Origin of the sequence: Paenibacillus arenilitoris (assembly GCF_014705655.1) — a bacterium.
GTDB lineage: Bacteria > Bacillota > Bacilli > Paenibacillales > Paenibacillaceae > Pristimantibacillus > Pristimantibacillus arenilitoris.
This window is the reverse complement of the sequence record NZ_JACXIY010000003.1, coordinates 160004-182429: the sequence shown is the minus strand read 5'-3', so window position 1 is coordinate 182429 and position 22426 is coordinate 160004. Positions and strand designations below refer to the sequence as shown.

At 56.4% G+C, this 22426-nt stretch carries 24 protein-coding genes; 19 read left to right on the top strand and 5 right to left on the bottom strand.

The features are described 5' to 3' along the window. The first annotated feature begins 37 nt into the window (after positions 1-37). Positions 38-253, top strand: coding sequence for a hypothetical protein (locus tag IDH41_RS03870; RefSeq protein WP_190858446.1), 216 nt, complete (start codon positions 38-40; stop codon positions 251-253). A 76-nt stretch (positions 254-329) separates the two neighbouring features. Here IDH41_RS03870 and IDH41_RS03865 read toward each other — a convergent pair whose 3' ends face one another. The 3 genes from IDH41_RS03865 to IDH41_RS03855 all read right to left on the bottom strand — a co-directional run bounded on the left by IDH41_RS03865 (position 330) and on the right by IDH41_RS03855 (position 3631). After that, the gene (locus tag IDH41_RS03865) at positions 330-1304 is read right to left on the bottom strand and encodes a type I phosphomannose isomerase catalytic subunit (protein WP_190858444.1); all 975 of its coding nucleotides are present in this window, start codon (positions 1302-1304) and stop codon (positions 330-332) included. A gap of 611 nt (positions 1305-1915) precedes the next feature. Beyond that, positions 1916-2515: a class I SAM-dependent methyltransferase gene (locus IDH41_RS03860; RefSeq protein ID WP_190858442.1), complete on the bottom strand. Its 600-nt coding sequence runs from the start codon at positions 2513-2515 to the stop codon at positions 1916-1918. Positions 2516-2668: 153 nt separating this feature from the next. Beyond that, a complete protein-coding gene (locus IDH41_RS03855) occupies positions 2669-3631 on the bottom strand; it encodes a TIGR01212 family radical SAM protein (RefSeq protein ID WP_190858440.1) in 963 nt (320 codons plus the stop codon). 283 nt (positions 3632-3914) lie between these two features. Here IDH41_RS03855 and IDH41_RS03850 point away from each other — a divergent pair, with 283 nt between their 5' ends. Both IDH41_RS03850 and trmB read left to right on the top strand, forming a co-directional pair. After that, a complete protein-coding gene (locus IDH41_RS03850) occupies positions 3915-4121 on the top strand; it encodes a hypothetical protein (protein ID WP_190858438.1) in 207 nt (68 codons plus the stop codon). Between the two features lie 140 nt (positions 4122-4261). Then, a complete protein-coding gene (gene trmB / locus IDH41_RS03845) occupies positions 4262-5020 on the top strand; it encodes a tRNA (guanosine(46)-N7)-methyltransferase TrmB (protein WP_190858436.1) in 759 nt (252 codons plus the stop codon). Here the strand turns inward: trmB and IDH41_RS03840 are convergent. After that, entirely contained in the window at positions 5017-5589 is a 573-nt protein-coding gene (locus tag IDH41_RS03840; RefSeq protein ID WP_190858434.1) for a phosphatase PAP2 family protein, read from the bottom strand. The two genes, trmB and IDH41_RS03840, sit on opposite strands and share 4 nt — an antisense overlap. Before the next feature lie 626 nt (positions 5590-6215). Between IDH41_RS03840 and IDH41_RS03835 the strand changes: the two genes are divergently transcribed. The 5 genes from IDH41_RS03835 (at position 6216) to IDH41_RS03815 (ending at position 9411) form a co-directional block, all read left to right on the top strand. Beyond that, entirely contained in the window at positions 6216-7454 is a 1239-nt protein-coding gene (locus IDH41_RS03835) for a glycosyltransferase family 2 protein (RefSeq protein WP_190858432.1), read from the top strand. Between the two features lie 325 nt (positions 7455-7779). Further along, on the top strand, positions 7780-8277 hold the full coding sequence (gene infC, locus IDH41_RS03830; RefSeq protein WP_190858494.1) for a translation initiation factor IF-3: 498 nt from the start codon (positions 7780-7782) through the stop codon (positions 8275-8277). Positions 8278-8311: 34 nt separating this feature from the next. Beyond that, positions 8312-8512: a 50S ribosomal protein L35 gene (rpmI, locus tag IDH41_RS03825; protein WP_068682086.1), complete on the top strand. Its 201-nt coding sequence runs from the start codon at positions 8312-8314 to the stop codon at positions 8510-8512. Between the two features lie 49 nt (positions 8513-8561). Continuing rightward, positions 8562-8921, top strand: coding sequence for a 50S ribosomal protein L20 (gene rplT, locus IDH41_RS03820; RefSeq protein ID WP_190858430.1), 360 nt, complete (start codon positions 8562-8564; stop codon positions 8919-8921). 157 nt (positions 8922-9078) lie between these two features. Beyond that, positions 9079-9411 (top strand): hypothetical protein, encoded by a 333-nt coding sequence (locus tag IDH41_RS03815; RefSeq protein ID WP_190858429.1) that lies wholly within the window; start codon positions 9079-9081, stop codon positions 9409-9411. 21 nt (positions 9412-9432) lie between these two features. On the opposite strand, the gene IDH41_RS03810 is transcribed toward IDH41_RS03815, so the two are convergent. Next, positions 9433-9879 carry a GNAT family N-acetyltransferase gene (locus IDH41_RS03810; protein ID WP_190858427.1) on the bottom strand — a complete coding sequence of 149 codons (447 nt, stop codon included), beginning with the start codon at positions 9877-9879 and terminating at the stop codon, positions 9433-9435. Between the two features lie 609 nt (positions 9880-10488). On the opposite strand from IDH41_RS03810, the gene ilvB reads away from it, so the two are divergent. From ilvB to IDH41_RS03755, 11 genes are all read left to right on the top strand, one after another. Then, the gene (gene ilvB, locus IDH41_RS03805; protein ID WP_190858426.1) at positions 10489-12234 is read left to right on the top strand and encodes a biosynthetic-type acetolactate synthase large subunit; all 1746 of its coding nucleotides are present in this window, start codon (positions 10489-10491) and stop codon (positions 12232-12234) included. Beyond that, a complete protein-coding gene (gene ilvN, locus IDH41_RS03800) occupies positions 12231-12716 on the top strand; it encodes an acetolactate synthase small subunit (protein ID WP_190858424.1) in 486 nt (161 codons plus the stop codon). Before ilvB ends, ilvN begins: the two co-directional genes overlap by 4 nt. A 149-nt stretch (positions 12717-12865) precedes the next feature. Beyond that, complete coding sequence (ilvC, locus tag IDH41_RS03795) at positions 12866-13858, top strand: ketol-acid reductoisomerase (protein WP_190858423.1); 993 nt, start codon at positions 12866-12868, stop codon at positions 13856-13858. A 143-nt stretch (positions 13859-14001) separates the two neighbouring features. Next, complete coding sequence (locus IDH41_RS03790) at positions 14002-15546, top strand: 2-isopropylmalate synthase (RefSeq protein ID WP_190858421.1); 1545 nt, start codon at positions 14002-14004, stop codon at positions 15544-15546. 168 nt (positions 15547-15714) lie between these two features. Further along, the gene (locus IDH41_RS03785) at positions 15715-17169 is read left to right on the top strand and encodes a multicopper oxidase family protein (protein WP_190858420.1); all 1455 of its coding nucleotides are present in this window, start codon (positions 15715-15717) and stop codon (positions 17167-17169) included. Between the two features lie 32 nt (positions 17170-17201). Further along, positions 17202-17414 carry a hypothetical protein gene (locus IDH41_RS03780; RefSeq protein ID WP_190858419.1) on the top strand — a complete coding sequence of 71 codons (213 nt, stop codon included), beginning with the start codon at positions 17202-17204 and terminating at the stop codon, positions 17412-17414. A gap of 266 nt (positions 17415-17680) precedes the next feature. Further along, positions 17681-18760, top strand: coding sequence for a 3-isopropylmalate dehydrogenase (gene leuB / locus IDH41_RS03775; RefSeq protein WP_190858418.1), 1080 nt, complete (start codon positions 17681-17683; stop codon positions 18758-18760). A gap of 146 nt (positions 18761-18906) precedes the next feature. Next, positions 18907-19455: a peroxiredoxin gene (locus tag IDH41_RS03770; RefSeq protein WP_190858417.1), complete on the top strand. Its 549-nt coding sequence runs from the start codon at positions 18907-18909 to the stop codon at positions 19453-19455. Between the two features lie 215 nt (positions 19456-19670). Next, positions 19671-20087: a hypothetical protein gene (locus IDH41_RS03765; protein WP_190858416.1), complete on the top strand. Its 417-nt coding sequence runs from the start codon at positions 19671-19673 to the stop codon at positions 20085-20087. Between the two features lie 122 nt (positions 20088-20209). Further along, positions 20210-21025, top strand: coding sequence for an RNA polymerase sigma factor SigI (sigI, locus tag IDH41_RS03760; RefSeq protein ID WP_190858415.1), 816 nt, complete (start codon positions 20210-20212; stop codon positions 21023-21025). After that, a complete protein-coding gene (locus tag IDH41_RS03755; RefSeq protein ID WP_190858414.1) occupies positions 21022-22395 on the top strand; it encodes an anti-sigma factor domain-containing protein in 1374 nt (457 codons plus the stop codon). The genes sigI and IDH41_RS03755 overlap by 4 nt, the downstream gene beginning before the upstream one ends. Positions 22396-22426 lie beyond the last annotated feature (31 nt).

The window sequence follows — 22426 nt, the reverse complement described above, 5'->3', positions numbered from 1 at the left end:
ATAATCGCGAAATCCCGCTTATCGAGAAGCTCTTGTTTTGCCGCGGGCGGGCACGGCCGCCTCGCTCGCCGCGGCCAGAGGCGTTACGACTCGCCAGGTCGACACGGACGAAGTGCGCAAGCGGCTTCATGAGCAGGGGCAATATTTGCTGGGTTCGGACGCAGACGAGCTGATCGACGACAAGCTGAAGCTGAACAAGACCGGCGGCTCGAGCTCGACGGCCAGCCATCATAATCCGTTCGCGTCGAAATAAAAAAGAAAAGGGGTGTCCCAAGGTCGACCGACCTTTAAGGGACACCCCTCTTGCGTATGCCGTTGCCGCCCTTCGATTAGGCCGGAACGACGCTGCGAAGCACGGTCATGCCGCCCGACAGCTCGTAATCGCCGAGCGTCGCGGGGAGCAGGAAGCATTCGCCGGCTTTGACCGGCTGCTCGCCGTCCGCCCATTTCAAGCGGCCTTCGCCGTCGGCAACGACGAGAATAACGAAGCTTTCCGCCGAGGTTGCCAGCTGCCAAGGAGCGGCTACGATTCCCTTCTCCACGACGAAATAAGGGGAGGTGGCGATGTTCAGCCATTGTCCGGCAACCGCACCGTCGGTCTTCATGCGCTGCGCGCCCGCGCCTTCGTACGCGATGACGTTCAGCGAGTCCTCCACGTGAAGCTCGCGCAGCTTGCCGTCGAGACCCGGACGGTCGTAATCGTACAGGCGGTAGGTGGTATCGGAGTTTTGCTGGATTTCGGCGACGACGACGCCCGAGCACAGCGCGTGGACGGTTCCCGCCGGAATATAGAAAGCGTCGCCGGCTTCGACCGGCACTTCCTGCAGCGTATCCATGATGCGGCCTTCGGCGATCGCCGCTTCCATTGCCGCGCGGTCGACGCCGTCCTTCAAGCCGTAGATGATTTTGGCGCCCGGCTTCGCGTCGAGGATGTACCACATTTCCGTTTTGCCGAGCTCGCCCGCGGGAAGTCCTTCATAGGCATCGGTCGGATGCACCTGAACGGACAAGTCGTCATTGCAGTCGAGCAGCTTGATCAGGAGCGGGAAGCGTCCGTTTATCTCGGAGAAGCCCTTCGTGCCGAACCACTCGCGGCCGTAGCCTTCGCGGATCTCGTCGAGCCCTTTGCCCGCAAGCTCGCCGTTCATGACCTTCGTCGTTCCGTTCGGGTGGTCGCCGATCATCCAGCCTTCCCCGATCGAGCCCTCCGGCAGCTCCAGGCCGAAGCCTTCGAGCGCGCGTCCTCCCCAAATGCGTTCCTTCATTTCCGGTTTGAATTGAAGCGGGTACGGTTTTACAGTCATTAGTCTCTCTCCCATGCTTTTATAGTTTATATGTAATCTATCCAAGCCGGCCTCTTGGTCGTCGCCGCGAATTTAGCGGAAGGCACGCAGAGGCCTGCAAAGACAGGTTGCAGATAGGTTGAATAGGTTGCAGATCATACGGATGGAGTGCTTGGGCTTGGCAAGATGTGGCATGGCTTGATTGTATTATATACAGTCAAATCGATGCTCCATTCGGTCAGCTTCACGTTTGAGTGGAGTTTTTCCAAATCAAATGAGCTGCAGCCCTATGCAACGGGCTCTTATTGAGTAATTTAATTGGATTTACTACAGTCAAACTCGATCACAAGATGAAAATGAGCCATTTGATTGGATAGAATCCATTCAAAATTCGCCGACTTGTTCATTGCCGTTTTGTCCGCTAAAAGGCAGGCGCATGATCGTGTGCCGTTTGTCCGCTAAAAGGCAGCTGCATGACCGTGTGTCGCATTGTCCGTAATAGGCAGCCTCGTGACCGTGCGCGTCAATGTCCGTCCCAATGAAGCGGACATGTCATTGCGCAGCAAACTTCTTTCCTAAAAAACAACCCTGAATCCAATTACCGCGCCAAGCTTCATCGACATAAATTCATTTCATTCACGGCCGTTCTCCCGCCGTTTCTCGACCGCGACCAAATACGGCGCCTCGGGCCGCTGCGGCTGGCGGTAGACGACCGCCTGTCCGAGCCCCTGCGGCAGTCCCGCCGCCCAGGCTTCGACGGCGGACGCTTCCTCCGCGCCGCCGGGATGGCCGGGGTACAGCACGCACGTGACGATTCCGCCGGGACGAAGAAGCGCAAGCGCCGCATCCAGCGCGGCGAGCGTGGAAGCGGGCTCGGTGATGACGGACTGGTCGCCGCCGCCGGGCAAGTAGCCGAGGTTGAACGTAACCGCGGCCGCACGGCCGGCGACGCCGGGGTCGACCGCCTCTGCCATGTTGGCGTGGCTCTCCAGCATCAGCTTCACCTCGGACAGCGCGGCGTCCTCCGCGGCAGCAGTAAGCCGCTCGCTCGTCCGATCGAGCGCTTCCTGCTGGATGTCGAAGGCGTACACCGTCCCCTTAGGCCCGACGAGCTTCGCGAGCAGCAGCGTATCGACGCCGCCGCCGGCCGTCGCGTCGATGACCGTATCGCCGGGGAAGGCGTGTTCGGCGATCCACTTGTGCGCCATGCTCAGAACGGAGAGGAAGCCCATGGCGCACCTCCAATCAAATCCCGCGCGACTAAGCCCGCTGCCGGATCCGCTCCGACTTCGTACATAACGCGTCCCGCTATCCTGAACCATCGGCCGCCGCGGCATGCTGAGCCGCAGGTTGCGCCGAATTCGCGCATAACGCGTCCCGCCATGCTAGACCTCCGGCCGCCAAAGCTTGCCCTGCCACGTGTCGCGGCGGCGCAGCTCGGCATCGAAGGCGTTAAGCACTTCCCACTTCTTCAAGCTCCACATCGGACCGATCAGCAGCTCGCGCGGCGCGTCGCCGGTCAGGCGGTGAACGATCATCTCCGGCGGCAAAAACTCGAGCGTGTCGACGACGAGCTTCACGTATTCGTCCTGCTCCAGGAACCGGAGGAGGCCGGCCTCGTATTGGCGGACCATCGGCGTCTTGCGCATCAGGTGGAGGAGGTGGATCTTAATGCCCTGCACGTCCATCTTCGCGACGGCGCGGGCGGTATCCAGCATCATTTCGTGCGTCTCCTGCGGAAGCCCATAGATGATGTGCGCGCAGACGCGGATGCCGCGCTCCCTAAGCCGGCGGACCGCGTCCAGGTAGCACGCCGTATCGTGGGCCCGGTTAATGAGCTCGGACGTCGATTCGTGCACCGTCTGCAGACCCATCTCCACCCACAGGTACGTCCGCTCGTTCAGCTCGGCCAAATAATCGACGACGTCGTCCGGCAAGCAGTCCGGGCGCGTTGCGATCGACAGGCCGACGACTCCGGGCTGCTGCAGGATGACCTCGTAATATTCCCGCAGTTCCTCGACCGGCGCGTACGTGTTCGTATAAGCCTGGAAGTAGCCGATGTACTTCGCATCCGGCCACTTCAGATGCTGGCGGTCGCGAATGACGTTGAATTGGGTGACGAGGTCGTCGCGCCGGCTTCCGGCAAAGTCGCCCGATCCGCGCGCGCTGCAGAACGTGCAGCCGCCCTTGGCGATGGAGCCGTCCCGGTTCGGGCAGGTGAAGCCGGCGTCGAGCATGACCTTGAATACCTTGCCGCCGAATTGCTCTCGCATTTCGTAATTCCATGTATGAAATCTTTTATCGCCCCAGAGCAGCGGCTGCCGCGGCGATGCTTGCGTTTCGATCATTTTATTTCCCCTTCTTTCCGAACATACACCCTTTATTCTAACGAAAATCGAAGCGAAAAGCCATGTTTGTTGTCCGCTCGGCCCTCGAATGTTCGGAAACCGCTTAAATTGGAAGAAATGTTTGGATTCCGATAATTTAGGCTTGCGTAACCTTACATGAAGTGTTATATTAAAAGTGCGACAGATCAACGAAAAAACCTGACATAGACCATTTGCGCTTGTATTCATGAAACGTCGATTGAATGGAAATACTGTTATAAAAAAATCGATGAGGTGATAAGTGATGAGTACGACAAAAATCCCGCATGGCGACGACAAAGTGACGGTTGAGCTTACGGTTAAGGAATTGATGGCATTGTCTGGCGTCCGTTTCCATAATAATCACAGCGTGGAAATCTCCGCCCGCAAGAAGCTGAACGAGGTGCTTGTCGAAACGTACGAGCGCGAATCGCGCGAGGAAGGACCGATTTCCTACCACCTGCTTTCCTAAGCCTTCGTGATTCCATATGAAGCGACAAGCAAGCCGCCGAGCCGACAGGCCGCGGCTTTTTTTTGCGTCTCTCCCCTTTACTTTGCCGCGATTCTTGGGCACAATAAGGACTAGTTTATTAATTGGAGGAATTGCTGCATATGCGTTTGAGAGGAAGAAAAGGGATCCGCGAGAGTCTGGAGGGACAGCCGGAGCTGGTCGTGCTCGATGCGGCGCCGCACAAAGGAAAGTGGCGCGAATTTTTCGGCAACGATCGGCCGATCTACGTCGAGCTCGGCATGGGCAAAGGACGCTTCATCAGCCAGATGAGCGCCCGTTACCCTCATATTAATTTTATCGGCGTCGACATGTACGACGAGCTGATCCGCCGCGCCAGCGAGAAGGCGCGCGCGATTTGGGAGCAGAAGGGCGAGGAGAGCCCGCCGAACCTTGCGCTGCTGCGGGCGAACATCGAGGGCATCGAGAACATGTTCGCACCGGGCGAGATCGAGCGCATCCATCTCAACTTCAGCGATCCGTGGCCGAAGAGCAAGCACGCGCGGCGCAGGCTTACGCATCCCCGCTTCGTGTCCAAATATATCGAGCTGCTGAACGAACGCGGCGAAATCCATTTCAAGACCGATTCGCAGTCGCTGTTCGAGTTTTCGCTGAACAGCTTCGCGGAGATGGAGCTTGTCATGCGCGATATATCGCTTCACCTGCACAAAGAAGGTCCCCGCGAGGACCTCGTGTTCACCGAATACGAAATGAAGTTTATGGAGAAAGGCCAAAATATTTACCGCGTCGAGGTCGTGCTCGGCGACGAAGCGCTCCGGAACCATCGCGCCGCGAAGCTGGAGAAGTCGAAGAAAGAGGATGCGGATGCCGCCGCGGATGCGGACGACGGGGACGACGATTAGTGTAAGCCCGCTGCCGACGCGGCCCACCAGTAATGGACCGCGAAGGCCGTCGCGGTCCCGATTAGCGCCCCGGCCGCCACGTCCGACGGGTAATGAAGACCGAGGTACATCCTCGACCAGCCGACAGACAAGCCGATAACGAGCGCGGCTGGCAGAAGAGCGAACAGCCAGATGCCGCCGGTCAGCAGAATCGGCACGAGCCAAGCGAAGATCGCGGTCGTGTGGCCGGACGGAAACGACGAGTCGACCAGCGGCTTCGGACAAGTATGAACTTCGGGCAGCGCTTGGTAAGGGCGCAGCCTTTTGAATTTTCTTTTTACTATAAATACGGGTATATGGCTGATGATGACGGCAGTCAAGCATTGCCACCCGGTTACGTTCCAAGGCGCGGGCGCCAGCAGCGCGTACAAGAGGGCGGTCGCGAGCGTGAAGGTTGCGCCGCCCATATGCGTGATGGTGCTGAACCATCTGCCGAGCAGCCTGTGACTTCTTCCCCCCGACGGTCTCCGATTTGCCCAAATGAGCATTCTCTGCTCATTGGTTTTCAGCCAGCCAATCATTCTATCCATCGCTGTCTCCTCCCCCACGGTGGCTTGCTTCTTTTATTCGCTTATCAAGTTTAACATGTTTTTGTTCGCGCGGCGTAAACTATTTCTTGTACCGATATTAAGGTTTCATTATAAATATCGGTCGCCGGTTTGGTTTAACGAGGCGGGTCGTATGGCAAAACTGATAGGGACAATCAGGCGGAATATTTGTCGAATCGAACCGGCGGAGAAGGACAAGCCCGCATCCGCAAGCCATCAGCCCTGACGCGCCCGATAATAATAAGAAATTTCTAATCCAAAATGTTAAGAAATTTCTAAGAAACATTGTCGAAGCCCAGCTCGTAAATAAGGACGTTAGTGCTAAAAATTCAGAAAATGGTTGAAAATAAGGCTAAGTAGCCGTAAAAGGAGGGAATGCATCCATTCGTGCGATATGCAAGCGTTTTTCTGACGGGATTACGCTCATTCGCGTCTTAAATTCCTTTTGACAAAGAAGTTGTTTCCGTGGAGAATCAGTTATGGTCACGAGGCGTTTACAAACGGCGCCCATACAAACAGAGAGAAATATATAATAAAAAGCTTGCCGGCCTGTCCTGAAGGCATCGTTCGAGCAAGCAAAAAATGGGGTCTTAAGGGGGCAGTACCGCATGTTCAATTCAATTATGTTCGTGTTTCAAATCGTGTTTGCCTTGCTGGGCGTATATCAATTGTTTTTGACGTTTTACGGATGGCACCGCAAAAAAGAAGATCTATCGCATAAACCGAAGAAAAAATTCGCTTTACTGGTGGCGGCCCACAACGAGGAACAGGTCGTCGGGGCGCTTATTGAAAACCTGCAAAAAATGAAATACCCTCGGGAGCTGTACGATATTTTCGTCATCTGCGACAACTGCACCGACGGCACCGTTGACGTCGTAAGAAGCTACGAGGGCGTGTACGCCTGCGTACGCGAGAATCCGAACCAGCGCGGCAAAGGCTACGCGGTCGAATGGATGCTCAAAGAGCTGTGGAAAATGCCGAAAAGCTACGACGGCGTCGCGATCTTCGACGCGGACAACCTCGTGGCGACCGACTTCCTGCAGTACATGAACAACGATTTGTGCAATGGTCATCAGGTCATTCAAGGTTATTTGGATACGAAAAATCCGAACGACTCTTGGGTCAGCTCCGCCAATGCGATCAATTACTGGTTCTGTAACCGCCTGTGGCAGCTACCGCGCACGAATCTCGGCCTGGCCAACTTCCTCGGCGGCACCGGCATGTGCTTCGACGCCAAGCTGCTGAAGGACATGGGCTGGGGCGCGACGAGCCTGGTCGAGGATTTGGAGTTTACCGTACGCTGCATCCAGAAGGGCATCTATCCGAAATTCAACTTCGAGGCGAAGGTGTTCGACGAGAAGCCGATCACGTTCCAGGCTTCGGCGCGCCAGCGGCTGCGCTGGATGCAGGGGCATTTCGACGTGACCCGCAAGTACATGCTGCCGCTGCTGTGGCAGGGCATCAAGGAAGCCAGCTGGACGAAGATCGACGCCGCGCTATACGTTTTCAACGCCTATAACTACCTCGCCGGTTTCTTCATCGCGGCGATCATCTGGGGCGATATCTTCCTGTCGGGCGGCGAGAACGTGACTTCCGTGTACAACCTGCTGCCGCTATGGCTGAGCATCCCGTACATGGCATACGTCTTCGTGCAAATCCCGCTTTCGATGTTCCTGGCGAAAGTATCGTGGAAGCTGTACCTGCGCATTCCGACGTTCCTGCTCTTCACGCTGTCCTGGTGGCCGATCACTGTCCACGCTTTCTTTACGCAAAACAACAAAAAGTGGAGCCATACCCAGCATACGCGGGTCATTCGGCTCGAGGAAGTGCAGAGCAAACAGCTGTAGCGGACGATGCGGCTGCGCCCTGCGCGCAGCCCGCAAAATATTGACCCGGGCTGTTGACACCGATTCGCGGGCTATGGTATAGTAGCACGGTAACATTTTTACTTAATTTCATGACGCACAAGAAGAAGCGCCCGCTTCTCACCTTTCGGCTAGTGCCGGCTGGTTCGCGATAATCGATCGGTCATTCCATTGTTTCGGCTGAAATAATGTTTTGGCATACATGTACGGTTACGAGATGCGGGTTCGCGAGAACCCGCATTTTTTTATTGTGTGAACATGATACAGACCATTTTGGAGGTGGCACGTTATTAGCAGAGAACATCAAATCAATGATGAAATCCGGGCCAGGGAAGTACGACTCGTCGGCGCGGACGGCGAGCAGATCGGGATCAAGCCGATTCGCGAAGCGCTGCAGCTGGCGGTAGAGCTTAATCTGGATCTGGTGAACGTCGCTCCGACGGCCAAGCCGCCGGTTTGCCGCATCATGGACTATGGAAAGTTCCGTTACGAGCAGCAGAAGAAAGAGAAGGAAGCCCGCAAGAACCAGAAGATCGTCGATCTCAAGGAAGTGTGGTTCCGCGCCAACATCGAGGAGCACGATTATCAGGTGAAATTCCGCAACGTCGTGAAGTTCTTGAACGAAGGCGACAAGGTGAAAGCTTCCGTCCGCTTCCGCGGCCGCGAAATCACGCACGCTTCGATCGGTCAGAAGATATTGGAGCGCCTTGCGAACGAGGTTGCCGAAATATGCAGCGTAGAACGCGCTCCGAAGCTGGAAGGCCGGAGCATGATTATGATTTTGGCACCCAAATCGAGCAGCTAGAAGCTGACAACGACTACTAAGGAGGATAACAGCTATGCCTAAGATGAAAACTCACAGCAGTCTGAAAGACCGCTTCAAAATTACCGGAACGGGTAAAGTAAAACGTTACAAAGCTTACCGCAACCACCTGCTTTCGCACAAATCCGGCCGTCAAAAACGCGTTCTCGCGGGACAGCCGCTTATGGCGGCAGGCGACGTTCGCCGCTTGCAGCAAGGTCTGTCCAACCTGAAATAATTAGCCCGATTTGAAATAAGCAAATTCAACCTACAGGAGGTTTCCACTCATGGCAAGAGTCAAAGGCGGATTTGTCCGCACTCGTCGTCGCAAAAGAATTCTAAAACTCGCAAAAGGTTATTTCGGTTCGAAACACCGTTTATTTAAAACGGCGAAGGAGCAAGTAGGCAAGTCCCTGATGTATGCGTACCGCGACCGCCGCAACAAAAAACGCGACATCCGCAGACTGTGGATCGTTCGTATTAACGCAGCCGCGCGCACGAACGGCCTTTCGTACAACAAATTCATGCACGGCCTCAAGCTTGCGGGCGTGCAAGTGAACCGCAAGATGCTCGCCGACCTGGCCGTTAACGATATCGCATCGTTCAACTCGCTGGCCGGCATCGCCAAACAAAAAATTAACGCCTAGGCGTTACGACGATAAAGGGCTGTCCGCTCCGTCTTCCCATGAAGACGGACGGCAGCCTTTTTTTGCGCACATTTCGGCCATGAAGAGGACAAACAAACAGGCTGCCGCGGCTCTTCCCGAATATGCTGAAGAACAACGGGAAAAGGAGGGATTTCGCATGCGTAACGTTTCCAAACAGGAGGTAAGGAAACTAATCGGCAAATCCATTTACGCGGTACGCGAGGACGGATCGATCGTAACCGGCAAGCTTGTACGGGTTCATGATGATAAACTGATCGTTGCTCCTCTTGTAGAGGACAATGGCAAGCTCGTGCAAACGAGAGCCATACTGCCGCTTGTTTTATTCGATCTTCTCGCGATCGGCACGCTGCCGCTCTGGGGCGGCGGCTACGGAGGGGGATTCGGCGGCGGTTATGGTCCGGGACCGGGCTATGGCGGCTGCGGATGCCAACCGTACGGCTACGGTAAAGGGTATAACGGTTTTTATTGACCGCGCCATGGCGCATGGCGGTTAGGTTAGCGGCTTAAGCAGCTCATAGCAGCGAAGCCCGGGATGATAGCGGACGGTTTCATAACCAAGCTTAGCGTAGAGGTGATGAGCTTTGGTATTTATTTGATCGACGAACAACCGGGCGACGCTGCAGAGCCGCGCTTTGCCGTAGGCTTCGCTGCAAGCCATCAACTTTTTTCCCCAGCCGCGATTGCGGTGATCGGGATGCGTGACCATCATGTCGAGATACAACACGTCGCCCATGATCTCAAAATGGATAAAGCCGACCGGAGGGCTCTTTGAGGACAAGCTGGCTACATAAGTAACGCCGCTTCTGAAGCGTCTCGGCAGCTCGCGGACGACTTGGGCATCGAGCTGATGAACGCTGTGCGACAAGGGGATGAGCTCGGTGCGTATAAGGCGGACAAGCTCGGCTTCGTCCCGGCGGGGGTCGTAGGTTCGAATCATGCGCATCCATCCGTTCCGGCGGCCCCGCACGCGAATGACGCGGCGCCGCATGATATTCCCCGGCAGGGGCTAAACTAGTATATGTGCCGCGGGGCCGAAATGCGCCGGAATACAAAATGCAATTGGGGGCGGATATGCTTCTTGACGTACGTGGATTATCGGCATATAATAAAGAAAGTCTTATCTACCACGTACCGGTAATTGTAGCATGTGGTAAATATACAATCGGCAATGATGAGGACGAAGTGCTAAGGGCTCTTTTGCTCAGAGAGCGGACAGATTAGCTGCAACTGTCGCCAAAATCCCTTTTCTACGAGCTCACCTCGGAGCTGTTCCCTTGAAAAGCGGCAAGCCGCCGCGTATTAGGGGGAATCGCAGGGCAAGCGTTACAGTGCCAATGGTAGAACGTCTTGTGCACGCGTTCTTACCTGTGGAGGTTATGCATCGAGAGATGCGTAACGAATTTGGGTGGTACCACGGAAGATCAACCTTTCGTCCCTCGTAGCTTCGGCAGAAGCATGAGGGGCGGAAGGTTTTTTGTTTTATATCGGCATTTCAAGAACGTTCGCGCGAAGCGGCAGCCGTTTACGCTTGAGAGGAGGATGACTGATGGTAACGCAAGGTTCACTGTTAAAGTCAAAAGAGGAATTAAAAGAAAAGCTCTCGAAGCCGGAAGTGATCTCCGGTTCGGAAATTTTGCTCCGCAGCCTGCTCCTTGAGGATGTGGATTGCGTATTCGGGTATCCGGGCGGCGCGGTATTGTACATTTACGACGCGATGCACGGCAATCCCGATTTCAATCACCTGCTTACGCGCCACGAGCAGGGCGCCATTCACGCGGCCGACGGCTACGCGCGCGCCAGCGGCAAAGTGGGGGTATGCATCGCGACTTCGGGTCCCGGTGCGACCAATCTCGTAACGGGCATCGCGACGGCCTATATGGATTCGGTGCCGCTGGTCGTCATTACGGGCAACGTCATGTCGTCCCTGATCGGAACGGACGCTTTCCAGGAGGCCGACATTACGGGCATTACGATGCCGATCACGAAGCACAGCTACTTGGTGCGCGATGTTGCGGATCTGCCGCGCATTATTCACGAAGCTTTCCACATCGCGAATTCCGGACGGAAAGGACCCGTGCTGATCGACATTCCGAAGGACGTATCCGCCGCCAAAACGCTGTTCAAGCCGGTGAGCGAGGTCAACCTCCGCGGATACAACCCGACCGTGACGCCTAACAAGCTGCAGGTCGACAAGATGATCAAAGCGATCCAGGAAGCGGAGCGTCCGATCATCCTGGCCGGCGGAGGCGTTGTCTACTCCGGCGCCCACGAAGAGCTGCTGGAATTCGTTACGAAGACGGAGATTCCGATCACGACGACGCTGCTGGGCCTCGGCGGCTTCCCGAGCGGCAACGACCTGTGGCTCGGCATGCCGGGCATGCACGGTACGGTGACGGCGAACCGGTCGATCCAAACCGCCGACCTTCTGATCAACATCGGCGCCCGGTTCGACGACCGCGTAACCGGCAAGCTGTCCGGCTTCGCGCCGCTAGCGAAGATCGTTCATATCGACATCGATCCGGCGGAAATCGGCAAGAACGTCCCGACGGACATCCCGATCGTGGGCGACGTCAAGACGGTGCTGCAGCTTGCGAACAAGCAAGCGAAGCGCGCGGACAAAGCCGATGCGTGGAGAGCTCACATTCAATCGTCGAAGGCGCAATATCCGTTCAGCTACATCGATTCGGATGTCGAGCTGAAGCCGCAGTGGGTTGTGGAAATGATCCACGAAACGACGAACGGAGACGCGATCGTGACGACGGACGTCGGCCAGCACCAGATGTGGGCGGCGCAGTATTACAAATTCAACAAGCCGCGCTCCTGGGTTACATCCGGCGGCCTCGGCACGATGGGCTTCGGATTCCCGTCGGCAATCGGCGCCCAGATGGCGAACCCGGACCGCACGGTCGTCTCCATCAATGGCGACGGCGGCATGCAAATGTGCGCGCAGGAGCTTGCGATTTGCGCGATCAACAACATTCCGGTCAAGGTCGTGATCCTGAACAACCAGGTGCTCGGCATGGTCCGCCAGTGGCAGGAGCTCATCCATGAGAACCGTTTCAGCCACATCGACCTGGCCGGCAGCCCGGATTTCGTCAAGCTCGCCGAAGCGTACGGCGTGAAGGGCTTCCGCGCGGAGAACAAGCAGGACGCGCGCGCCGTATGGGAAGAAGCGCTCCGCCACCCGGGTCCGGCCGTCGTCGAATTCGTCGTCCGCAGGGACGAGAACGTGTATCCGATGGTAGCGCAGGGCAGCACGATCGACCAAATGATCATGGGGGATGCGGAATGAAAAAGCATACGATCGCAGTAATCGTGAACGATCAGCCCGGCGTTCTGCAGCGCGTATCCGGCTTGTTCGGACGCCGCGGCTTCAATATCGAGAGCATTACCGTTGGAACGAGCGAGGAAGCCGGCTTGTCGCGTATGGTCATCGTTACGTCGGGCGACGACCATACGCTCGAGCAGGTCACGAAGCAGCTGTACAAGCTGATCGACGTTATCAAAGTCATCGATCTCAGCTCGAATCCGATGGTCGCGCGCGAGCTCGCGCTGATCAAAGTCAGCGCGGAGCCTTCCGCGCGTCCGGAAATTCTCGGCGTCGTCGAGACGTTCCGCGCGGCCGTCGTCGACATCGGCACTCATTCGCTTATGGTACAAGTCGTCGGGGACACGGAGAAGATCGACGCGATGGTCGAGCTGCTGAAGCCGTACGGCATTCGCGAGCTTTCCCGTACCGGCGTAACCGCGATGATCCGAGGCAACGCGAAGTAACGCCGGCCCGGTTTCGTTTTGTCCGGCAATACCTAATATCGTCCCGCTTTGAGCGGGAGTTTAAGGGGAGAACCGAACGCAAGCCTATGCGCCGTTCTCTGCTTAAACACCCGTTCAAAAGGGTTAAATTAAAGGAGGCAATCATTATCATGGCAGTTACACTGTATTATGAAAAAGACGCTGACCAAAGCGTGCTTCAAGGAAAAACAATCGCGGTTATCGGTTACGGCAGCCAAGGTCACGCGCAAGCGCAAAACCTTCGCGACAGCGGCCTGAAAGTCGTTATCGGCCTTCGTCCCGGCAAATCCGCGGACGTAGCGAAAAAAGACGGCTTCGAAGTGCTTACGGTTGCGGAAGCGACGAAAGTGGCGGACGTCGTTCAAATTTTGCTTCCCGACGAAACGCAAGCAAGAGTATACGCGGAAGAAATCGCGCCGAACCTGAAAAAAGGCGCAGCGCTCATGTTCTCCCACGGCTTCAACATTCACTACGGTCAAATCGTGCCTAGCGCCGACATGGACGTATTCCTGGTCGCTCCGAAGTCCCCGGGCCACATGGTTCGCCGTACGTACCAAGAGGGCTTCGGCGTACCGGGCCTGATCGCGATTCACCAAGACGCTACCGGCAACGCGAAAGCAATCGGACTTGCTTATGCCAAAGGAATCGGCTGCACGCGCGCTGGCGTCATCGAAACGTCCTTCAAGGAAGAAACGGAAACCGACCTGTTCGGCGAGCAAGCCGTACTTTGCGGCGGTACTTCCGCCCTGGTCAAAGCGGGCTTCGAGACGCTCGTGGAAGCCGGCTACGCCCCGGAAATGGCTTACTTCGAGTGCTTGCACGAGCTGAAGCTGATCGTCGACCTGATGTACGAGGGCGGACTTGCGACGATGCGCGATTCCATTTCCAACACGGCGGAATACGGCGACTACGTAACGGGTCCGCGCATCGTGACCGAAGAAACGAAGAAAGAGATGAAGCGCGTTCTGGAAGACATCCAATCCGGCCGTTTTGCCCGCGACTTCATCTTGGAGAACCAATCGAACCGCGCGATGCTGACGGCAACGCGCCGCAACGAGGCCGCTCATCCGATCGAGCAAACGGGCGCGCAGCTGCGCGAATTGATGCACTGGATCAAGAAGTAATAAAGATCCCGACAGCGTAATAGTTTTCTAAAAGAACGATGATCCCGGTTCGCGGGGGACGCAGGACTTAAGGGCGGCAATGCCCGCAAGCTGCGCTCCATGGCGTGCCGGGATGATTGTGTTCACGGAGGTGGATGGCACAAATGCGGAAAATTTACATTTTCGACACGACGCTTCGTGACGGCGAGCAATCACCGGGCGTGAACCTGAACACGAAGGAAAAGGTGGAAATCGCCCTTCAGCTGGAGAAGCTTGGCGTGGACCGCATCGAGGCAGGCTTCCCGGCTGCGTCGCCCGGCGACTTAGCGGCGGTCAACGCGGTGGCCCGCGCGGTGAAGAACGCGACGATCATCGGCTTGTCCCGCTCGCGCGAGCAGGACATCGACGCAGTTCGCGAGGCGCTGCAAGGCGCGCAGGATCCGTGCATTCATTTGTTCCTGGCGACGAGCCCGATCCACCGCAAGCATAAGCTGCGGATGGAGAAGGAGCAGGTGCTCGAGACGGCGGAGCGCGCGATTCGATACGCGAAGCAATATTTTGACAAAATCGAATTTTCGCCCGAGGACGCAGGACGCACGGAGCTGGACTTCCTGTGCCAGGTAACGGACATGGCGATCAAAGCGGGCGCGACGGTCGTCAATATTCCGGACACGGTCGGCTATATGAATCCGCAGGAATTCGGCAATATCTTCAAGACGTTGAAGGAGAACGTGCCGAACATCGAGACGATTCAGCTGAGCGCGCATTGCCATGACGATCTCGGCATGGCGACGGCCAACGCGCTGGCCGCGATTTTGAACGGGGCCGATCAGGTCGAAGGCACGATCAACGGAATCGGCGAGCGCGCGGGCAACACGGCGATCGAGGAAGTGGCGATGGCGCTTGCGACCCGCCCTGACTACTTCGGCGCTCAAACGACGCTGAACCTGAAGGAAATCGCGAAGACGAGCCGCCTCGTCAGCAAGCTGACGGGCATGGTCGTGCCGGGCAACAAGGCGATCGTCGGCGCGAACGCGTTCGCGCACGAGTCCGGCATTCACCAGGACGGCATGCTGAAGGAGAAGACGACGTACGAGATCATCTCGCCGGATGTTATCGGCCTGAAGGAATCGAAGCTGGTGCTCGGCAAGCATTCCGGCCGCCACGCCTTCCGCGAGAAGCTGATCGATCTGGGCTACGAGCTCGAGGACGAAGCGCTGAACGAAGCGTTCGCGAAGTTCAAGGATTTGGCGGACCGCAAGAAAAACGTCAGCGACGAGGATCTCCGCGCGATGCTCGAAGAGAAGCTGGTCGATACGCCGGAAGTATTCACGCTCGAGGCGATCCAGGTGAATTACGGCAACCAGTCGACGCCGAGCGCGTCTGTCCGGATCCGCAAAGCGGACGGCGGAACCGCGCAGGAAGCGGCAATCGGCAACGGTTCCGTCGACGCGATCTACAACGCCGTCGATAAGGTGACGCAGGAGAACGTGGAGCTCGAGGATTATTCGATCAAATCCGTGTCGCAGGGCAAGGACGCGCAAGGCGAGGTTCACGTGGTGCTGAAGCAGGGTGAAGTGTCCGCGCAAGGCCGCGGCCTAAGCACGGATATCCTGGAAGCAAGCGCCCGCGCTTATATCGACGCGCTTAACCGTTTGATCGACAAGCGGAAGTCGCCGAGCAGGCGCGACAAAATGAGCTTGATCTAGCGACGGCTCACGATAAGGGTTGTTCCGAAAGTAGTTGATTCTACTTGCGGAGCAGCCCTTTTTTTTGTGCGTCCGAAACTTCATCCGAACCGCAAACGATCGTCACAAGTTCGCAACATGAGCATGGTAAGCTTTCGGAAGCTGAGAGGCAAGGGAAGGAAGAGAGAGATGATTCATCATCCGAACAAAGCGTTCAACAGCATAACCGTGCTTATCATCATCGTGCTGCTTGTGACGGTCGCCGCGGCTTGCGGCTCGACGATCAGCATGAAGCAGCCGGAAGAAATAAATATGGCCGACATGAGCGGCCATGCCGGGCATGTGCAGGGGGCAGGCGCTGGTTCGCCGGCGGTCGCAGCGTCCTGCGCGGAAATGACCGAAGCGCCTTCGAACGCGCCGGTCAAGCGGTTCGAGCTGACGGCGGCCGTCACGGAGATCGAATTAAACAACGGCAAGAAGGTGGAGGCTTGGACGTACAACGGCTTGACGCCGGGACCCGAGCTGCGCGTGCAGGAAGGCGACCGCGTCGTCGTCAAGCTGACGAACCGGGACGTATTGCGAGGGGTCACGATCCATTGGCACGGCGTCGTTCTTCCCTGCTCGCAGGACGGCGTTGCGGGCGTGACGCAGGATGCGGTATGGCCGGGCGAATCGTTTACGTACGAATTCATCGCGAAGCATTCGGGTACGTATTGGTACCATTCGCATCAGCGGAGCTCCCAGCAGGCGCAGAAGGGGCTGATGGGCCGCTTGATCGTGGAGCCGAAAGCTTCCGCCTTCTCGTATGACCGCGATTACGCGGTTACGCTTCAGAAGCTCGAAGACAGGCACGTGCTGACGAACGGCAGGGCCGGGGGGCTTGCGCTTGACGCCGAGCCGGGCGAGACGGTGCGGCTGAGGCTGATCAACGCGTACAATCGCGTGCAGTGGATGGGCGTTGCGGGCGCCCCGTTCCGGGTCGTCTCGATGGACGGTCAGGACTTGAACCGTCCAGGCCTGCTCGAAGGCCAGTGGGTCGGCATTGGGGGCGGTCAGCGGTACGATCTGCTCTTCACGATGCCGGCGTCCGGCAAAGTGCGGATTTACAGCAAGCAAGAAGAGAAGTGGAGCGTGACGCTCGGGGAAGGCGTGGAGCCGGAGAAGCTTGCCAAGGACGCCCCCGTCTTCGATTTCACTGCGTACGGCAAGCCGAAGGACGACGGAATCACGCCCGACATGAACTTTGACCGTACCTATACGCTGAAGCTCGGCCCCGTCAACATTAACGGAAATAGCGGCCATCAAGTTCCGCCGCTCATCGTCAAGGAAGGGGAATGGATCAAAGTCCGGTTCGAGCATCTGGTGGGAGGGGATGAGCATCCGATGCATCTCCACGGTCACCTGTTCAAAATTTTGTCCAAAAACGACAAGCCGCTGACCGGCAGCCCGATCTACGCGGACAGCGTCATGCTGTTCGAAGGCGACGTCTACGAGATCGCGTTCAAGGCGGATAATCCGGGACTATGGATGGAGCACTGTCACAACCTCGGCCATGCTTTCGTCGGCATGACGATGATGGTCAATTACGAAGGCGTAACGACGCCGTACCGGGTCGGCACCAAGTCGGGCAATTTGCCGGATTAGCAAGGGAAACGAATGACAGGGAGGATGCCAAAGTGAAAAGAGCGTTTGTTATGCTTTTGTCTATTATCGGAGGCTTGATCGGAGGCTTCGTTCTATACGAATTGATCGTAAGAATCACCTTGCAGCTTGTCGATCAGGTCCCGATCGCCTTTATCGCGATTTTGGCCAACGTGCTGCCGATCGGGGGCGCGATTGCCGGCGGGCTGCTCGCCCGGAAGCGCAGGCCCGTGCAGCGCCGTCCGTAGACCTCTGCCGCCTGCGGGCTTACTCGAGCAGCGCTCACGCTAGCAGCTTCTTCAGCAGACGCGTCCGGTTCGACGCTTCCAGCTTCGCACGCATCGACTTCATATGCTTCTTGATCGCCGCCTCGCATAAATAAAGCCTGGCTGAAATCTATCGGCTCTATAGACGCCGTCTATAGAGCCAATAGATTTTATATCTTTGTAATCAAGGCGGTTTTATGGTACAAATGATAATAGATTGAGAATGAAGAGGAGTTGTGACGTTTATTATGTCAGACGTGAAAAAAATCGCAGTAATCGCCGGCGACGGAATCGGTCCGGAAGTTGTAGGCGAAGCGCTTAAAGTACTTAAAAAAACCGAAGAAGTGTTCGGCTACCGCTTTGAAACGGAGCACGGCCTGTTCGGCGGCATCGCCATCGACGAGAAGGGAACGCCGCTGCCGCAGGAGACGCTCGAGCTGTGCAAGCGCGCCGACGCGGTGCTGCTCGGAGCGGTCGGCGGACCGAAATGGGACAACAATCCGAAGGAGCTTCGTCCGGAGACGGGCTTGCTCGGCATTCGCAAGGAGCTCGGCCTGTTCTCGAACATCCGTCCGGCTACCGTGTTCGATTGCTTGAAGGACGCTTCCACGCTGAAGCCGGAAGTGCTTGAAGGCACCGACCTGATCGTCGTCCGCGAGCTGACGGGCGGCATCTACTTCGGCGAGAAGTTCCGCCGCGAAGGCGCGGACGGACAAGAAGCGGTCGATACTTGCGTATACAACGTCAAGGAAGTGGAGCGTATCGTCCGTCAAGCGTTCGATATCGCGATGACGCGCGGCAAGCGCCTCGCTTCCGTCGACAAAGCGAACGTGCTGGAAACGTCCCGCCTATGGCGAGAAGTGGTCAACCGGATCGCGCCGGAATACCCCGAGGTCGAGCTGGAGCACGTGCTCGTCGACAACTGCGCGATGCAATTGCTGCGCCGTCCGTCGAGCTTCGACGTCATCGTGACGGAGAATATGTTCGGCGATATTCTGAGCGACGAGGCCGCGATGCTCACGGGATCGATCGGCATGCTCTCCTCCGCATCGCTGGGCGAAGGCAGCTTCGGCCTGTACGAGCCGGTGCATGGCTCCGCGCCAGACATCGCCGGCCAAGGCATCTCGAACCCGATCGCGACGATTTTGTCGGTCGCGCTCATGTTCCGCCTTACGTTCGGTTATCACGACGCAGCCGCCGCCATCGAGACCGCGGTCAAGGAAGTGCTTGACGCGGGTCACCGGACAGGCGACATCGCCGTCGATAAGAGCAAGGCGATCGGAACGACGGCGATGGGCGACCTGATCGTGGCCGCTATCCGCAAATAAGTTCCAGATTATAATAATTACAAAAAAATATCGATTATAATATTGACTTCATTATAGACTAGTGATACTATTTACTAGGTAAGTCACACATAATTGAAGTGGCATAAACAATAAATCTGACGGATAGGTCAAGGAGGTTTTCGATTATGGCAGAACGTTTGGTAGGCCGCCCGGCCCCGGATTTCACAATGGAAACAGCAACAGGAAACGGTCAAGATTTCGGAACGGCTTCCCTTTCCGATTACAAAGGCAAATGGCTCGTATTGTTCTTCTACCCGCTTGATTTCACTTTCGTATGTCCTACGGAAATTACGGCACTTAGCGCCGCTGCGGCGGAGTTCAAGAAGCTGGATACCGAAATTCTCGGCGTCAGCGTAGACAGCAAGCACAGCCACCGCGCATGGATCAACACGCCTGTGAACGACAACGGCCTCGGCCAACTGGAATTCCCTCTTGCCGCGGACATCACGAAGAGCGTTGCGCGCGACTACGGCGTCCTGATCGAAGAAGAAGGCATCGCGCTTCGCGGCCTGTTCATCATCAATCCGGAAGGCGAAATCCAATACCAAGTCGTTAACCACAACAACGTCGGCCGCAGCGTCGAAGAAACGCTTCGCGTATTGCAAGCTCTGCAATCCGGCGGACTTTGCCCGATTAACTGGAAACCGGGTCAACAGCACCTGGTTGCGAAATAAGCCATTATCGGATCGATCCGATAACAAACCCGTGCCGGTCAGCGGCACGGGTTTTTTTACCTTTCCGAATTCGGGCGCGCAAGCAGGAATTTTAGCCGTTCGAGTCGAATAAGGTGTACTTAGCCTGCTTTCGAAGCCAAGTTTGCATTTGCAAACATCAAGCGTATGCTTTCGAAGTTAAGTTTGCATTCGCAAACTTTAAGGAGGGTCCGCCAATGAGTTTTTGCTGTGGAGCTAGCATGATCGGAACGAGCGGCACGCTGAAGCATTTCCGTACGCACATCCATAACGTGCCGATTTTATTTTGCCCGGTATGCCATCGCGTGGACATTCATTATCAGATCGAGAACGAATATGAAATATTAGCCGAATATGCGCATGGGGACGGAGCCTCGGAGGTGGATTTCCGGGAGTTCGTGGAGGTCGACGAAAAATCGCTGCTTGAAAATTGCGTCAATCATGAGAGTGAGGATCCTGTGGACGTCGTTCACAGTCAGATCGACATGGCGCTTGATTTGCTCAGCTTCGCGAAGCGGATCGAGGATACGGAATGGCAGCTGGTATTGAAGAAACGTCTCGGCATGCTCAACGGCAGAAGGAATAAGCTGCGGCAGCGCCGGACTTCCGTTTAATTCATGGAAACGATAATGCGAGCCTCCTCTTCGGAGGCTTTTAATTTTTTTAATCTTTATTTTCGACTACCCCCTAAACCGATTAGACAATAACGAATCCTACTAGTAGTGAGGTGGAGCGGTTGTTACTTGTATTGTTCAAACGCTTGCTGCGGAAACCGGTTAGCGCAGAAGCCGAGGAGAGCGGGCAGACGCTTGCTCCCGAACAATGGGTTGCCCGAATACGTCAAGGCGACGAATTGCTGCGAGAGCGATTCATAGCGGACTACAAGCCTTATATATTAAAAGTAACAAGTCGATTTTGCAAACGGTACATCGATCCGACCAGGGACGATGAATTCAGCGTGGCGCTGCTGGCCTTTAACGAGGCGATCAACCAATTCGCCAGCCACGCCGGCAAATCTTTCCTCGGATTTGCGGAAACCGTCATACGCCGTCGGCTTATTGACCATGTCCGAAAAGAGCAAAGGCATGCGCAGGTCGTGCCCTACAGCATGTTCGACTCCGAGGACGAGGAGCAGCCGCAGTATAATTCCGTAGAGACGAAGCAGGCCATGTCGGCTTACGACGTCAGGCGGACGGAGGACGAGAGGCGGGGCGAGATCGGCGAGCTGAATCGGGAGCTTGAGAAGTTCGGCATCACGTTCGCGGAGCTTGTGGAGCTTTCGCCGAAGCATACCGATTCCCGGAAGCTGCTGATCGGAATCGCGCGGACGCTCGTCTGCCATCCCGGCATGCTCGAAGCGTTAAGGCTGTCGGGGAAGCTGTCGGTGAAGGAGCTGACCGAATTATGCGGCGTATCCCGCAAGACGATCGAGCGCAACCGGAAATACATTATCGCGATGTCGCTGGTCATATCGGGGAGTTACCCGTTCATGCACGATTATTTAAGCATATCCGCCGATCAATTTGAAATGAACCGGGAGGCAAGCAAATGAAGAGTGGAGTCGTTATGAGCATACATAAGCAGCATGCTGTCGTCATGACAGCGGACGGCCAATTTTTGCGCGCTCCTATTTCCGATATGCCGAAAGTTGGCGAAGAGATTGTTTTTGAAGAGGAGTATAAGCTTCCTAGGCGAGCCTTTAAGCCGCTATACGGCTATGCTGCCGCCGCCGCGCTGCTCATTGTGCTGCTTCCGGCGCTTCTGTTTGCCGTACGCGACGTCCATCCCGTCGTCGCTTATTTGAGCATGGATATTAACCCGAGCGTCGAAATCGGCGTGGACGGCGAAGGGAAGACGCGCGAGCTGCGCGCATTGAACGAGGACGGCAAAAAAATTATCGAAGGCTTAGTCTTCAAAGGAGTCGGCGCGGAAACGATCGCCGCTGCGATATTGGAGCGGGCCCGCGGCTCTCATTATTTGGATACCCCGAATAAGGACATCATCTTGACGAGCGTGCTGGTCGGAGACCGGTCGAAGCTTAAGCTCGATTTCGAGTCGTTGTTGACGGATAAAGTCGATCAAGCGCTTCGCGAGCTGCTGGACGCGATGATCGCGGAGGCGGTCGGCGCGAGCGTCACGACGCTTGCCGTGCCGAACGAGGTTCGCGACGCGGCGGCGGCGAATGGCATTTCCTCCGGAAAGATGGCGCTGTACCTTATGGCAAAGGAAGAAGGCTATGCGCTTGAGCTCGAGCAAATGAAAAATCAATCGATCGACAAAGTAACCGAGCCGATCGGCGGAGTCGGGGCCATCATTGCCAATGCCGAGGATACGAGCAAGAAAAAGCTGAAGGAGCTCGTTGCGATCGAGCAAGAGGCGAAAGCGCAGGAGGCACCCGCCAAGGCAAAGCCGACGGCGACGCCGAAGCCGAGCAATAAGCCGGCGAGCGTCTCGAAGCCGGAGAAGACCGACAAGCCCGCTGAGAAGCCGGACAAGACCGGGAAGCCGAGCAACCAGGGCGGCAAAACGTCGTGGTGGAACAAGTGGGATAAGTGGGACGACGACAAGGACGACGATAAGAAGAACGACGATAAGAAGAACGACGATAAGAAGAACGACGATAAGAAGAACGACGATAAGAAGAATGGCAGGAAAGACGACGACAACGACGACAATGACGATAACGATGATAACAATGACGATGACGATCGCCGCGATAAGTGGAACGACCGGAAGGACGACGACAATCGCGATAACGGGAAAGACCGGAACGACGACGACGGCGAAGGCCGGGGCAACGATAGTCGCAGCAACGACCGGGATGACGACGATAACGACGACGATCGGGACGATAAGAGAGATAATGACAGGAATACCGTCCGCAACCGCGACCGTGACAGCCGGAACGATTGGAGAGATTAACAAATTAGGGCCGATGGACTCTAGCCTATAG